16 protein-coding genes are annotated in these 12,881 nt (G+C 51.6%); 9 read left to right on the forward strand and 7 right to left on the reverse strand.

The window, feature by feature from the left end; genetic code table 11:
- Positions 1 to 175: 175 nt before the first annotated feature.
- The 6 genes from ABJZ52_RS04335 to ABJZ52_RS04360 all read left to right on the forward strand — a co-directional run bounded on the left by ABJZ52_RS04335 (position 176) and on the right by ABJZ52_RS04360 (position 5,966).
- Positions 176 to 1,609, forward strand: coding sequence for an AAA family ATPase (locus ABJZ52_RS04335; protein WP_348185381.1), 1,434 nt, complete (start codon positions 176 to 178; stop codon positions 1,607 to 1,609).
- A 201-nt stretch (positions 1,610 to 1,810) separates the two neighbouring features.
- On the forward strand, positions 1,811 to 2,665 hold the full coding sequence (locus tag ABJZ52_RS04340) for a type IV toxin-antitoxin system AbiEi family antitoxin domain-containing protein (RefSeq protein ID WP_348185384.1): 855 nt from the start codon (positions 1,811 to 1,813) through the stop codon (positions 2,663 to 2,665).
- On the forward strand, positions 2,652 to 3,581 hold the full coding sequence (locus ABJZ52_RS04345; protein WP_348185386.1) for a nucleotidyl transferase AbiEii/AbiGii toxin family protein: 930 nt from the start codon (positions 2,652 to 2,654) through the stop codon (positions 3,579 to 3,581). Before ABJZ52_RS04340 ends, ABJZ52_RS04345 begins: the two co-directional genes overlap by 14 nt.
- 353 nt (positions 3,582 to 3,934) lie before the next feature.
- Positions 3,935 to 4,480 carry an antirestriction protein ArdA gene (locus tag ABJZ52_RS04350; RefSeq protein WP_348185390.1) on the forward strand — a complete coding sequence of 182 codons (546 nt, stop codon included), beginning with the start codon at positions 3,935 to 3,937 and terminating at the stop codon, positions 4,478 to 4,480.
- Positions 4,481 to 4,492: 12 nt separating this feature from the next.
- Positions 4,493 to 4,924 carry a hypothetical protein gene (locus tag ABJZ52_RS04355; RefSeq protein ID WP_348185393.1) on the forward strand — a complete coding sequence of 144 codons (432 nt, stop codon included), beginning with the start codon at positions 4,493 to 4,495 and terminating at the stop codon, positions 4,922 to 4,924.
- Between the two features lie 277 nt (positions 4,925 to 5,201).
- Positions 5,202 to 5,966, forward strand: a complete 765-nt coding sequence (locus tag ABJZ52_RS04360) for a hypothetical protein (protein ID WP_348185396.1) — start codon at positions 5,202 to 5,204, stop codon at positions 5,964 to 5,966.
- A 29-nt stretch (positions 5,967 to 5,995) separates the two neighbouring features.
- Here ABJZ52_RS04360 and ABJZ52_RS04365 read toward each other — a convergent pair whose 3' ends face one another.
- The gene (locus ABJZ52_RS04365; protein WP_348185398.1) at positions 5,996 to 6,190 is read right to left on the reverse strand and encodes a hypothetical protein; all 195 of its coding nucleotides are present in this window, start codon (positions 6,188 to 6,190) and stop codon (positions 5,996 to 5,998) included.
- Positions 6,191 to 6,627: 437 nt separating this feature from the next.
- On the opposite strand from ABJZ52_RS04365, the gene ABJZ52_RS04370 reads away from it, so the two are divergent.
- On the forward strand, positions 6,628 to 6,756 hold the full coding sequence (locus ABJZ52_RS04370) for a hypothetical protein (RefSeq protein ID WP_348185401.1): 129 nt from the start codon (positions 6,628 to 6,630) through the stop codon (positions 6,754 to 6,756).
- Positions 6,757 to 6,824: 68 nt separating this feature from the next.
- On the opposite strand, the gene ABJZ52_RS04375 is transcribed toward ABJZ52_RS04370, so the two are convergent.
- Entirely contained in the window at positions 6,825 to 7,133 is a 309-nt protein-coding gene (locus ABJZ52_RS04375; protein WP_348185404.1) for a hypothetical protein, read from the reverse strand.
- A 206-nt stretch (positions 7,134 to 7,339) separates the two neighbouring features.
- Between ABJZ52_RS04375 and ABJZ52_RS04380 the strand changes: the two genes are divergently transcribed.
- Positions 7,340 to 8,818 (forward strand): tail fiber domain-containing protein, encoded by a 1,479-nt coding sequence (locus ABJZ52_RS04380; protein ID WP_348185407.1) that lies wholly within the window; start codon positions 7,340 to 7,342, stop codon positions 8,816 to 8,818.
- A 1-nt stretch (position 8,819) separates the two neighbouring features.
- Here ABJZ52_RS04380 and ABJZ52_RS04385 read toward each other — a convergent pair whose 3' ends face one another.
- Positions 8,820 to 9,422: a recombinase family protein gene (locus tag ABJZ52_RS04385; RefSeq protein ID WP_348185410.1), complete on the reverse strand. Its 603-nt coding sequence runs from the start codon at positions 9,420 to 9,422 to the stop codon at positions 8,820 to 8,822.
- A 161-nt stretch (positions 9,423 to 9,583) separates the two neighbouring features.
- Here ABJZ52_RS04385 and ABJZ52_RS04390 point away from each other — a divergent pair, with 161 nt between their 5' ends.
- Positions 9,584 to 9,925 (forward strand): hypothetical protein, encoded by a 342-nt coding sequence (locus ABJZ52_RS04390; RefSeq protein ID WP_348185413.1) that lies wholly within the window; start codon positions 9,584 to 9,586, stop codon positions 9,923 to 9,925.
- Positions 9,926 to 9,927: 2 nt separating this feature from the next.
- On the opposite strand, the gene ABJZ52_RS04395 is transcribed toward ABJZ52_RS04390, so the two are convergent.
- From ABJZ52_RS04395 to ABJZ52_RS04410, 4 genes are all read right to left on the reverse strand, one after another.
- On the reverse strand, positions 9,928 to 10,671 hold the full coding sequence (locus tag ABJZ52_RS04395; protein ID WP_348185415.1) for a hypothetical protein: 744 nt from the start codon (positions 10,669 to 10,671) through the stop codon (positions 9,928 to 9,930).
- Between the two features lie 138 nt (positions 10,672 to 10,809).
- Positions 10,810 to 12,138: a relaxase/mobilization nuclease domain-containing protein gene (locus tag ABJZ52_RS04400; RefSeq protein ID WP_348185418.1), complete on the reverse strand. Its 1,329-nt coding sequence runs from the start codon at positions 12,136 to 12,138 to the stop codon at positions 10,810 to 10,812.
- Entirely contained in the window at positions 12,135 to 12,512 is a 378-nt protein-coding gene (locus ABJZ52_RS04405; protein ID WP_348185421.1) for a hypothetical protein, read from the reverse strand. Before ABJZ52_RS04405 ends, ABJZ52_RS04400 begins: the two co-directional genes overlap by 4 nt.
- Positions 12,513 to 12,573: 61 nt before the next feature.
- The coding region (locus ABJZ52_RS04410) for a hypothetical protein (RefSeq protein WP_348185423.1) at positions 12,574 to 12,881 on the reverse strand (308 nt) is incomplete at its 5' end.

Consider the following 12,881-nt stretch of genomic DNA (forward strand, 5'->3'; position numbering starts at 1 on the left):
GGCAGGCGCAGCCCTGATCGGGCATGCTGCTGCCGGGTGATATCGGTCCACATGTGCAACTCCGTCTTTCTTCGCAAAATCGACAGAACCACAAGTAACTGATATCACTCAAATTATTTATCGGTCAGGCTCTTAGACCGAAGGTGATGCGCGATGTGTTCTGTGTCATCAGGAGTTGAGCTCCGATGCGGCAAGCCGTCTGCGTAGATTTGAAAGCTTCGTTCAAGATCGTACGCAGCAGGAAGAAACAGCAGCCCACACTGCACTTACTAATTTTAGAAAAGAGCTGATTGGTAAGGCTCTGTTGTCCTCAGTCCTGCTAAAAGAATGCTCGTTTCTTGCCGATGAACTCGGCAATGCGGATCTGGCGGTCGCAGTACGGGCATTTGCGCTCAAGGCGCAATGGCGGCTACGCGGTATGCTGCGTTCTAATGCTGATGTGAATGTCGATGTACCGCTGCTAAAAGGCATTGGTTTGGACGATGTCATCATCTCAATTCAATCCCGGATCACAGCTCTCCTGGCCGAAGAGGATAGTGATGAGCGCAAAGCGCTACGTACGGAACTAGAAGAGCTGAAAGACAGGCAATGGCTTGCGGGGATCAAAGCTGATGTGATCGCTGAAATCGGACGTTTGAAGGCCATCGCAAAACTACAATCTGCCCTCAAAGACACCAAGCCAAACAATATTACTGCGAAAAATACCAGCCTTTCGGAGGCCTTGATCACGGATCGCTTGCGGGCGCGATTTGCCAAGGAAATTGATCACCTGAATCTGGCCGGTCTGGCCATTGAATTAACGCAAGCAGGTTCAAAGCACGGCGTTTCGCGGTTCAAGATCAGCTTGATTCAAAGCTCCTCGCGTAACGCAGGCGATGTATTGAGTGAAGGGGAATATCGCTGCGTTGCGTTGGCGGGCTTCATGGCCGAGCTTGCCACCAATAACAGCCATTCCGGTATTATTTTCGATGATCCGGTCTCGTCACTCGATCACTTGCACCGTGAAGCCATAGCAAAACGGCTCGCGGAAGAGGGGCGCAATCGTCAGGTGATCGTGTTCACGCACGACCTTCCATTCTTGTTTCTTCTTCGCAATGCCTGCGCTCAGGTCGATGATCCGGCTCAAAAGACGGAAGTCGCGCTGCGCCATATCCAAAAACGGCAGAAAACGCCGGGTCACTGTCGAAACGAGCCGCCGGAAAAAGCTCAGGATGCTGCCTCGCGGCTAAAAACAATTCGCGCACACCTTGGCAATACGCGTATCCAACATGAACAAGACCCCGATGGAACAACTTGGCTTATCACGGCCCGCGGTCTGATTGACAGCCTTCGTCAAGCTTGGGAAACAGCGGTGGAAGATGCTGTTTCTCCTGTATTACGCACCTTCTCCAGCAAGGTCGATACAAAGGGATTTGCGAAACTTTCTGCTATCAAACAAGAAGATGCCGACACAATGAGAAAGCACTACGGGCAGTGCTCGGAAATGCTTCATAAAACGTCTGATGCAATGAACCCTGTTGCTCCAACTCCTGACGACATTACCTCGGAAATAGAAGCGTTGGAAAAATGGTTAGCTGCAGTCACAGAGCGACAGCGAAAAATAAAATAGCGATAGTCTGCTTCTGGATGTTCGTGGGGAGCCTCATTAAGGTTTAGCCAGCGGGGTCCCCACTGAAGAGGAGGGGATCGGGTCAGGCTATTGCAGTGTGAAAGCTCAGTTTATCATCTTCCCTATTTACTCAGTAGTGTTGAGCTTTTTGTGAAATTGTCAAACTTGAATTTGGTTTGAAAATGCTGTAATATACTCAGTATGGCTGAGCATAATTCTTCATTGCTAAACCGACTTGAAAAGGATCTGCCTGAAGGGTTGGTCGTTGATGCCGCTTGGCTGGAAGAACGCGGCATAGCCAGCAATCTGCGCGCCTACTACGTCAAAAGTGGATGGCTGGAGCAACCCGTTCGCAGCGTCTACAGGCGACCACGCGGTAGTCTAAGCTGGCAACAAGTCGTTATATCGCTCCAAACTTTGCTACTAAGAACGCCGCTTATCGTAGGCGGACGAACAGCGCTGGAACTAAAGGGATTTGCTCACTACCTCTCGCACGAGACCAAGACTGTTCATCTCTACGGACCGAAGAAGCCACCCGCCTGGCTGAAAAAGCTGAACCTCCCCCAGCGCTTCGTCTATCACAACAGCGCAACGCTATTCCGGAACGATCCCATCACATTCGGGCTAAGCAGTCTTGCTTGGAACATATCCGATGGAAGCGGACGCGATCTGAGCCGCTTTCAGGGCGGCAGTTTGTCAACGATCACATGGGGACAATGGGATTGGCCGCTGACGCTCTCACAGCCAGAGCGCGCTTATCTCGAAATGCTCGATGAATTGCCAAAGCATGAGAGTTTTCATCAGGCCGATATGATCATGCAAAGCGCGGCAAATTTCAGTCCGAGACGGCTGCAAAAACTGCTCGTCGATTGCGACAGCGTGAAAGTGAAGCGCCTGTTCTTTTTCTTTGCCGATCGCCATCGTCATGCGTGGCTCAAGCGCCTGGACAAGGAGGCAATCGATCTTGGGAAGGGCAAACGCATGCTTGTTCCGGGCGGAAAGCTTGATCCGGTCTATTTGATAACAGTGCCGGAGGACCTCAATGCCGTTTCGTGATCAATACCAAGGCCAGGTTCGACTCCTCATGCGGCTTCTGCCAATCGTGGCACGCGAGAATTGCTTTGCGCTCAAAGGCGGCACAGCCATCAATCTCTTCGTTCGGAACCTGCCGCGTCTTTCGGTGGATATAGACCTCATGTATCTGCCAATGCATGACAGGCCAAAGGCCCTCGCTGAGATTGGCGCAGCCATGAAACGGATCAAAGCGGCGGCGTTAGAGGAATTGCCCGGCGCACGGATTACAGAGAATGTCAGCGAGGGAACAATTCTGCGCCTTCTGATCATTGCAGATGGAACGCAAGTGAAAATTGAAGTCTCGCCCGTGCTGCGCGGCGTCGTCCATGAGCCGTCCACCATTCCGGTGACTGAAGCAGTGGAAGATTCCTTCGGTTACGCAGAAACAAGCGTTGTATCTTTTGCAGACCTCTACGCGGGCAAGCTGGTTGCAGCATTGGATCGTCAGCATCCGCGCGATCTCTTCGACGTTCGAGACCTGCTTGCCAATGAGGGGCTGACCGACGAGTTACGCGAGGCTTTTGTCGTCTATCTGCTGAGCCACAACCGACCCATGGGCGAGGTGCTTTCCGGTCGCGTTAAAGACCTGGCCAACGAATATCGCAATGGCTTCGAAGGAATGACGGAAGAGGATGTGGCAATCGAAGAGCTGATCGAAACCCAAAATGAAATGATTCGGAAGTTGATCGGTGATATGCCGGATCGCCACCGCGAATTCTTAATCAGTTTTGAGCGCGGCGAGCCAAATTGGGAGCTATTGAAGATCCCACACGTTGCTGATCTTCCAGCAGTGCGTTGGCGGCAGCGCAATCTCGATAAGCTGAGCCCGGAGCAACGTTCCGCATTGGTTGACCTGCTGGTAGCCTCACTCCAAGGTCGTACACACACAAATCCGTAAGAGCTTGAGCGTAAATTGGCCGGCAGTGCATTCAATTATTTTGCAATAAATACAGTCTTCTAATCTCAAGATTTGAGAAATTTTGGCTGCTTTAATGGCCGGTTCTGTTTGGCCGTCCAGGCGGGCTGTCGTGAACCGAGTCTGTCGTCTCGGCCAGTTGGCTTCCATCCCTGACGCATGAGTATTGAGCTGCGTAGCAGCGCTTTCCTGTTTGTCGGGGAAGCCAAGAGGCTTTGCCTCTTTCTCCCCGCAAGGAAAATAGACACTGACCGTGGCTCACTGCGTTGCGCCCGCACCACACAGCATCGATTTTCCTTGTCCCCTCCCATCTCCATCCTCGACCGGAAGCAGGGTTGCATGAACAACCCACTTTCTATTTGGAGGATTTATCAATGACTTATCTCTTTGCTCAGCCTTACGACATATCGGCGCAAGGCTTCTATTTTTCTAACTTTGAAGACTATCAAACCAAGGCGGCCAGCGCCGTTAACAGCTACGGGCAGCGCGTCGAAGAATTCGAGATTCAGTTCATCGATGGCGAAGACATCGATTGCGAACTCGCCAAGGCCTACGGGATCAATCAGGCCAATCTGAAAAGCTATTTCAGCGCCGTTGATGAACTGGATGACGACGAAAAGAAAACGGTGATTTTGGCCGTGGGTGAATGCGGCTACGACATCGAGCGTGTCTTAGGGCATTTGGACGGCGTGGATCTGGACATCTACTATGTGTCCAGCATGCGTGAGCTGGCCGAGCAGTTTGTCGAAGAAGGCCTGTTCGGTGAAATCCCCGAACGCCTGCAATACTATCTCGATTATGACGCCATCGCCCATGACCTGTCTGTTGATTACGCCGAGACCGTCATCGCTGGTGAAACCCTCATCTATCGCTGCGCGTAAGGGGAGGGGATCATGACACAGGCCGAAATCTTGGAAATAGAATTGGAGTGTGGCGGATATTGCGCAGGACATCCTTGGTATTATCTGCTTGGCGGTAAGCGACCCACCTTGAAGCAAATCTCGGCCTATGCGCAGCGTTTTGAGCGGCGCGGCTACAGGGCAGAAGAAATCGATGCCGCACATAGACTGCCCGAGCCAAAACGCACGCAAGTTCTATCAAAGATCCGCGCTGAAATCATTGAGGGGCTGCGCAAGGACATCAGCGGTTACCGCAGGGCGGTAAGGAATCTATCTGCCTACAGAAAAGCCAATCAACCCGAAGACTGTCCAAAAATCTGCGATGATGTACATGTCGCTATGAGCCTGAAGTTCTCCCATCTGCTGAATGACTTCATCCATCTGCAAAAGCTGGATTCTATGCCATCGCAGCTCGATCTGTTTTGATTGGTTTGAAGGGCAAGTCTCTTGCCCTTCTGCCCCATGGCTAATGTGGGGGTGCAAGGGAAAGCGAATGAGCGCAAGGGGATGGTGCGGGCGCAAGGCTGCGCCTGAGCCTCGGTTCCCCTTGTCCCGCGCGGGGGGCGAAGCCCCTATAATTTTTGAGCCGATTTTGTCCGTTTGTTCGGCCAAAATCGGCTAACGCCTTCCTGTGCAAGTCGCCTTTTACACGAAGTTCTAGTATAGCCATGCGCCACTAGGGGGTGAAGCAACGGGGGCTCGTTTGAACTATCCGCTCATCGGCGTAATAAGCGTTTTTACATTCGTCCTATTGGCCACAGCCAACGCGATGATCGTCCCCCTCGACCCGTCCGCTATATGCGAGACGAAAATGTGCATCGTCGTGCGCACCTTCAGCGAATACCAAACCCTGACAGGTGCGGGGCTTGCAATTTTTGCAGCCTATATTGCCGCCCGCCCCGCATGGCTGCAGCTTCAAAAAATGAGACTGCAACAAGACATCTCAGCACGCTCAGCCATTGTTGAACGGCTCAAAGTGATGGAAAAGAACGGGCGGGAGATGGAAAAGGAAATCGCCCCGCTCATGCAGGAAATTTGGCGAAATCTCTACGATGATTTCGAAGAACCTGAATACGATCCGGCATCCGTTAACGTGCATTGGGCACATGACAAATCGCTTCAATGCAGCTCGATTGCCACGAAGCTTGAAAATCAGCAAAGCCGAATGCGTGACACGCACAAGATCGATGAGGCGCGTCAAAAAGTGATCGACGCAACGCACGCTCTGGGAAATTGCTTTAGCAATATCAGCGCCTACGCAAGCAATGCTGGCGATCCTGAAATGACGCAGGAGATTGAAGACAAGCTCCAGCACCTCGAAGTCATAGGCCGCGAAGAGCTTCCCGACAAAGCAAATGCCTTGGACAACGCCTATAAACAAGCTCAGAGCGTCATAGAATCTGAAACCAGCGCTATTCGCCGGCGACTTCGCCAGATTGACGATGCCATTCTGGAAGAGCCCAAATAAGGGTTCGTATTTGGGCTCACCCGTCCCCGCTAAAGCGCAGGAGACGGGATCTGGCTGCGCCACCCCAACTCGGCCTCGATTGCGACCAGCGTCGCGCGAATTGCAGCTAAATCCGCAGGATCGATCCCAGGACAGGTCAGGGCGCGGAAAAGCAGTTTTTGCAATCCATAAAGCGCCTGATCGCTCAGCCTTCTAAGTTCATCTCGTCCTATCCATCCATTCATTTGAGCCTCCGTTTCACATCTGACCCAGACCATCCGGGTCGTCTCGCTGATCGGAGATGCATGCAGCTGTTCGGCGATAACACCCATCAGGGGCGCAACATCAAAAGTGGAGCAGGAAGGCCTAAGCCATCCTTGTCATCAAGCAGGGCAGACCATGCCAGAACCGGAGAGAAGCCATAGACCCGCGTGATCGCGGGGACAGCAGAAACGGTGCGTTGAAATTTGGATAGGCGTTGGTGAAACGCATTCGAAGCGCCAGTGATCCGCCGTTGGATCGGCAAGGCATGTCTTTAACGCTATTCGTCCTGACCGAACGTGGGCTGCCGTCAAGTGCCTGCCCGCGCCAGTTCGCTATCGCTCACCCGTGTTGGACATGACCGCAATCCCAAAACGCACCGGACTTTCTGGCCTGGCACGTCATCGACAAAGGCGAAAAGTTGTTCTGGAACAAGGTCGGCACGGCCTGGAAACACAAGGACAACAAGGGCTTTTCGATCCAGCTCGAAGTCGTTCCCATCAATTGGCGCATCGTCATGCGCAGACCGATGGACGATCCGCACAACTAAGACCGGATCAGGAGCGCCAAACGGCGCTCCGCTCCCGTCAATCCTCTATTTCTTCCAGCGGGCAGATATCAGGCCAGCTCACGTAAGAGCCGAATTCCAGCGTACGCAAAAAAACGCTTACTGATCGCCGCGTTCACAAGTTCCTCATATTCGCAGAACAGTCGAACCAGCGAATAGAATTGATAACTCCGCAGATCGCCCGCCCGCCTATAGTCCTGCGCGATATCCTGAGCCAAATACAGGCCGAGTGTGCCTGCGGCAGCAGTATTCCCGCTTAGCCGTACAAGCCGGGCGTTGATTGCCGCCAGATCCATCAAGAGTTCGGCCTCTTCCCTGATATCCGCTGTCAAAAAGCGATAGCGCTCTTCCTCATCCATGCCTGTCTCCTGCCATGTGTTTTGTTGCCCAAACACATGGCAAGGGCGCCGAGTAGGCGCTTGCCCTGCCGTGGGACGTGTCAGGATGAATTCAGGAAAATAAGGTGCAAATCACAGTAAAGTTAAGTTATTAAAAGTAAAATTTTGATAATTAAAGTATATTATTGTTTATTTAAGAAATATTTGAGACAATTCTATGGTACTGCGTGATTTTTCATTATTTTATGGGGTTTGGTATGAGATTACTTGCTTTTTTTATCATGTTTGGATTCGCTGCATTCATTTCTTCGCAGCAAGCCTTTGCTGATTGTGTGAATCCGGCAGGGGAAGAAAGCAAAATCATCTACAATTCCGATCACAAAGTCATGCAATATTGTAACGGCACAAATTGGATCGGTATGGCGGGCGGTTCTTCTTCCATCATGGAGGGCGATACCATGGCCGAAAGCATCCCTGATGCTCTTAAATGTAGAGTGAATGCTGACGGGAGAGATTGGTTTTATTTTATAGTTGCCGATCATAGAAGCGCTTTCGCTGCTGATAACGATATTTTTTACCGTTTAATAGAAAGGCCAACTGGGACTGCTGATTTATTCATCATTATAGACGGAGACACTAATACAGTAAAACAAGATTCTACGGGAACATCCTGTAGTGGCAAAACCATTTCCCAGCTCTACGATGATGGGCAAGCGTTCAACTTCGTTGGTGGTGGCGTTGTTGGTGGTGCTGGTGGAGCGGATACGCTGGCGGGGCTGAGTTGTACGGACGGGCAGATGGTTGTCTATGATAATGCAAGCTCGGCTTGGGTTTGTGTGGATGTGAGCGCATCCGGCGCGGCGGATAATCTCGGTGACCACACCGCAACGCAGGATTTAGACCTTGCCACCAATGAAATCCTGAACGTGTCGGGCATTGAGGTTTCACCCGTCACAGGGGCAGAAAAACCGAACAATTTCGAAAACCCCAGCCTCTGGACACAAGCAGGCTCCGATATCTATGTCACTGGCGGCAATGTCGGGATCGGGACGACGACGCCGTCCGCAACACTTGATGTGAACGGTGAGTTCAGGTCCGCCGTCGGTAATAGCGCGGCTCTTCTTACTAATAGTGCCAATGAGAGCACTCTTTGGCTCCAAGACAACAGCAGCAACAAATATTGGCAGTATAAGCACGATATCGCGAATGGTAATCACTTGAATGTAATGTACTATGACGGTTCGGCTTGGAGTGCACCCCTGACTGTGTTGCCCAGTGGCAATGTCGGGATCGGGGGGACTGCCAGTCCGTCGTACAAGCTACACGTAATTGGCCAAGTCGCAGGCAATGCGGCCTACGTCAACACCTCCGATGCGCGGTTGAAGAAGGATGTTGCGGATATTTCTTATGGGCTTTCCGATGTGATGAAATTACGCCCTGTCACCTTCTATTGGAAGGAACAGGATGAGGATTGGCAGAAAGGCCGCAAGGTCGGGTTGATTGCCCAAGAAGTCGAGAAAATCGCGCCGGAAGTGGTGTCCACCGCTGATGACGAAATGAAGACCAAGAGCATTGCCTATGGCGACCTCGTTCCACTCCTGATCAAATCCGTGCAGGAGCAACAAGCGATGATCGAGAAGCTTGAAGCGGCCAATGACAATCTGCGGGAAGAAGTGGACGCTTTAAAACACGCCGTCGCTCAATAATTCAATTCTGCAATTCCAGCCTTTCAAACGCGCGGTTGAGTGTCATGGTGGACACGCCGAAGCGTTCTGCCGTTTGTTTTCGAGTGCATCCCCGTTGGTGAATTGATGCATGCGCATAGGCCACTTGCTGCGGGTTGAGGCTGAAAGGGCGACCAATATGCTTCCCGCGTTTTCTGGCGGCTTCCATCCCTGCAATCGTATTTTCGATGATGATGTCCCGCTGGAATTCGGCGAAGGCGGAGAACATGTGAAAAATGAACTTCCCGCCCGGTGTCGTCGTGTTGATCGCTTCTGCAATGGAACAGAAGTGGATTCCGCCTTCCCGAAAACGCACCAGCAAGTCCGAGAGGTGAAGCACGGAGCGCCCGAGGCGATCCAGCTTTAATACCACCACGGAATCACCGGCCTTTAATTCCTTCAACATGCCGTCCAGGCCGGGGCGGCTGGACTTCGCCCCCGACACACCATGATCGGTGAAAATCAGGTCGCATTTGACCGCCTTGAGCGCGTCCATCTGCATCCTAAGCTTTTGATCAAACGTGGAAACACGGGCGTAGCCGATCTTGCGACCAGTGCATTCAATTCTTGGCCAAATATCACTCATAACGGCCTCCCGACATGGACAAAAGGGAACCCTTTTGTGAGGTTGGCGGGAACGCCCGAATTCGGCAGTCGGGGAAATTCAGAAACGCGGAAATGCGTTCTTTCTTGCTGTAATTTTTCCATATTTCTTATCCATTATAGTAATAACAAAAACCTTCCCTTATGTTTGCTTTAAATCGTTTGTTTGCTGCAAGCTTTATCGCAATATATATTATATTTTGCATACATGGATATGCAGAAGAGCGCTTTACCTCAAAAGAATTTTTAGAATGGGAAGAAGTTAGCCGTAGATCGTATATCCAAACGTCTATGATGATGGCGAATATGATTGCCAACGAGAACGATCACAAACAGTCTACTTGTATAAGTGATTGGTATGCTGAAGATCGTCGAGGACGAGAACAGTATATCTACGATGTAATGGGAAAGGCGCTTGAGTACCATCCAATGGGTGTCATTGTTGCTGTACTCGAAAAGAAATGCGGTCCATTCAAATATCGCTGAATTTACGAGCCGAATTCGAACTTTGTAGCGACCAGTGGCTGATCTGGGGTTGCCTGGATAGAAGCAGATGGCGCTTCGTGACGAGATTCAATGGTGTGGACCTCGTCGTTCATGCTTATGACGTTTTCGACAATATCGTCCTGCTCTTCACGAAGCGATTGAACTTCGCCTTTTGTCGCCGGATCGTCTTGGTCCTCAAGAGCTTCCAGAATTTCGCCCAAGCGCAAGCCGTGTTGCTGGCTTTCGCTCTCAAGCTCTCCTAGCCTTGCTCGATCCGCTGTCAGTGACAGATAAGTCTCCAGTGGCGGTCGGCCATTCCAATCAAACCCTTCGACTATGGCCTGATCGACCAGCTCACCGTCAGTCGTATAGACCTCGCCATCCTCGTTCATGAAAGCCTTGCGGCCATCGGGCAGAGTTACGGCCTGATCGAGTGTTTCTTCGATCTTGTTGTCCAGCTTTGCCATGACCCGATCAATGCGATCCTGCAAGTCCGTGACCTTGACTTGCGCAGCGCGGTTTTCATCCAGTGCAGCTTTGTGGATGCGAGCATACTCAGGATCGTTGAGAAGCAGGATATCAAGCGCGGATAGCTTGGCGGTTGAGCCCTTCTTGCCGGAGTTGGCGCTTTGGTTGTTCTCGAAGGCTTCAGGACTCAAGAACCGCTGCATGCGCCCCGTCACGTTCCCGAGGCGCTCGTTATTAAGATCCTCCAGATCCTGCTGCAATGCGCGTTCTTTCTGCACTTTGACAATTTCATTAAACTCATCTGTATGGGTTGGTGACAATGCAAATACCTTATAAAAATCAATTCTCTATTTATGTATACATTGTACCATGTTGGGGGTCTGAATTGCAAAGTTTGCAGATGCTTTAGGGCATGGCTATAGCTCCGGTTCAAGATCGTCATTGTCACGATACAAACCGCGCCTGCGCCTTGTTTCTTTTGGTTCCTGTTCAACCTTTGAATTGAATTCCTTTTCCAGATTTTGGCAAAGTTCTGCCTTGCGCTCCATTTGTGAGGCGATTTCGCGGTGAAGTTCGGCACGTTCTATTTGTTGCTGTTGTTTCAGACGTTGCCGAGTTTTCTGGAGCGATGAACGTTCTTCCAGGTGTTTGACAATCTGGTGCTCTTTTTCCGCCTGATCGCGTTTGAGAGCTTCCCATGCCTGATATTCATTTTGACGCCGGATATTGGCGTACTTACCCGTCAGGCGGCTCCATACACCGCCAAGACCGCTTGGGAGGCGTTCGGATCGCGCTTTTGTTTCCTTATCCCATCGTGCTTGATGGTGCCGCTTTAAAACACTCCGTTCCTGTCGCTGGCGCTGTTTGATCTGATCCAATTTCTGATCGAGCGGTTCTTTTTGGCGGGCATGTTTCGCATCCAGGTCGTCGGACAGCTTTTGCAGCTTCTCCGACCAACGTGCATTCATCAATGCCTTGGTCTGATCAACGCTTGGCAAGTCCTTCGGAGCGCCGAGCTTGCCGTTCAGGTCTTTAGTCTTGATGCCGGTGGCGCGGGAGAGGGAATAAACCTCCCCCCTGACATCGACGGCCACGAAGCCGCGGCGATCACCACGAGCGAGATAATAGCCGTAGCTTTCGAGTGCGCCTTTGAAGGCTTCCTTGGAATCCGAACCCTGCCAGCAATCGCGCAGGACCGCTTTGATGATGCGTGGGTCTTGTTTCGTGCGCTGGGCTTGTTGCCATTCGCTCAAATCGAAGGAAAGAGGGTTCTTGGCTGATCGGTCGAGAATGCCGTGAGGGACATCCCATTCGTGTTCAAGAAATAGGTCGCGTGACAAATCCATTAGCCGATTTTTGAAATACGGCATCGGCACAGCCCTCATTTCCTCACTGTCGATGCGGCTCCAAACAACATGGCAGTGACGGCGGTCTTCTTTCTCATGAAAAACCACGGCTCTGGGGCAATTTTCCAATCCGAGCCCGGTTTCGATCCGGTCAACAGCCTCTTCAAAGGTCTCTATGGATACAGTCTCGTGAGTAGGTGGGTTTACGCTTAGGGAGAACAGGTGCTTCGTGCACCGTGTTCCTTTCGCAAGACATTCAGCTTCAATCAGTGCATTGGTTAGATCTTCGCTGGCAAAGCCGCGAACCTCGTGAACCTCAGCATGTTCGTTGTCGGTACCAATGAGTAAATGGGTAGCTAATTCGCGTGCGCTTCCTCTGACGGAGCCCTTCAGGATCATTCGGCACCTCCGGGCTCCGTTCCAAGTGCTCGAAGCAGTTCGATACGGATTTCTTCGATTGCTACGCAAGCCTCGATGATTGATTGCTCAGTGTCCGGTGTGACAGGTAATGATCCTGTGTTTACCGCCCTGGCAAGCTGGTTCACATTGCTGGAAAGCCGGGATTGGCCGAGCGCACCCAGAACGCGCCCGAGGGCAACGTGATCTTTGACGGGGTGCTTTCCGCGAGTTTTGCGCGGCGTTGTGTCCTTGCCAAAGACCTGTTTGCGGATATATGCGCCGAGCGGCATTCCGGCAGCTTGCTTTTCGAGTTTTGCCCTCTCTTCAAAAGTTAGGCGAAGTGAGAACGGAACGTTTATCAGTGTTTTAGCCATAGTGAGCCCTTTCCGGCTCCCGTATGGCGGCGAAAACAACTCTCCTAACAAAATCAACATGCTAGGAGGCGTTACGCCATGCCGAGAGATTGGTTGCGAGTACAAGCAGGACATGTTCTGCAGGACGTAGGTCTTGGTAGTTGCGCACTCCCGCAACCAATAAAAAAACCCGGCCTCGTGCCGGGTTTTTTATTTGGCAACCGACATAACTGAAAACACCCACCGACACGTCAAGATAGAACGGCGCAGAAGCGCAAAAAAACAAATCCTGCCCCCCAAAAACAACCGCAAAACAACTCAAGCAGAAAGCCGGGAGCTGCCTAAGCGTCGCGTTCGGAAGGCAGTGGGATATTAAAACCGAAACGAGAA

The sequence above is a fragment of the Roseibium sp. genome, from assembly GCF_039982295.1.
Lineage (GTDB): Bacteria > Pseudomonadota > Alphaproteobacteria > Rhizobiales > Stappiaceae > Roseibium.

Coding starts and splice junctions, on each gene's coding strand:
- ABJZ52_RS04345 (WP_348185386.1), top strand. CDS start 2,652: ATGCCGTTTCGTGATCAATACCAAGGCCAGGTTCGACTCCTCATGCGG.
- ABJZ52_RS04375 (WP_348185404.1), bottom strand. CDS start 7,133: ATGGATGAGGAAGAGCGCTATCGCTTTTTGACAGCGGATATCAGGGAA.
- ABJZ52_RS04385 (WP_348185410.1), bottom strand. CDS start 9,422: ATGAGTGATATTTGGCCAAGAATTGAATGCACTGGTCGCAAGATCGGC.
- ABJZ52_RS04405 (WP_348185421.1), bottom strand. CDS start 12,512: ATGGCTAAAACACTGATAAACGTTCCGTTCTCACTTCGCCTAACTTTT.
- ABJZ52_RS04390 (WP_348185413.1), top strand. CDS start 9,584: ATGTTTGCTTTAAATCGTTTGTTTGCTGCAAGCTTTATCGCAATATAT.
- ABJZ52_RS04355 (WP_348185393.1), top strand. CDS start 4,493: ATGACACAGGCCGAAATCTTGGAAATAGAATTGGAGTGTGGCGGATAT.
- ABJZ52_RS04340 (WP_348185384.1), top strand. CDS start 1,811: ATGGCTGAGCATAATTCTTCATTGCTAAACCGACTTGAAAAGGATCTG.
- ABJZ52_RS04400 (WP_348185418.1), bottom strand. CDS start 12,138: ATGATCCTGAAGGGCTCCGTCAGAGGAAGCGCACGCGAATTAGCTACC.
- ABJZ52_RS04365 (WP_348185398.1), bottom strand. CDS start 6,190: ATGAATGGATGGATAGGACGAGATGAACTTAGAAGGCTGAGCGATCAG.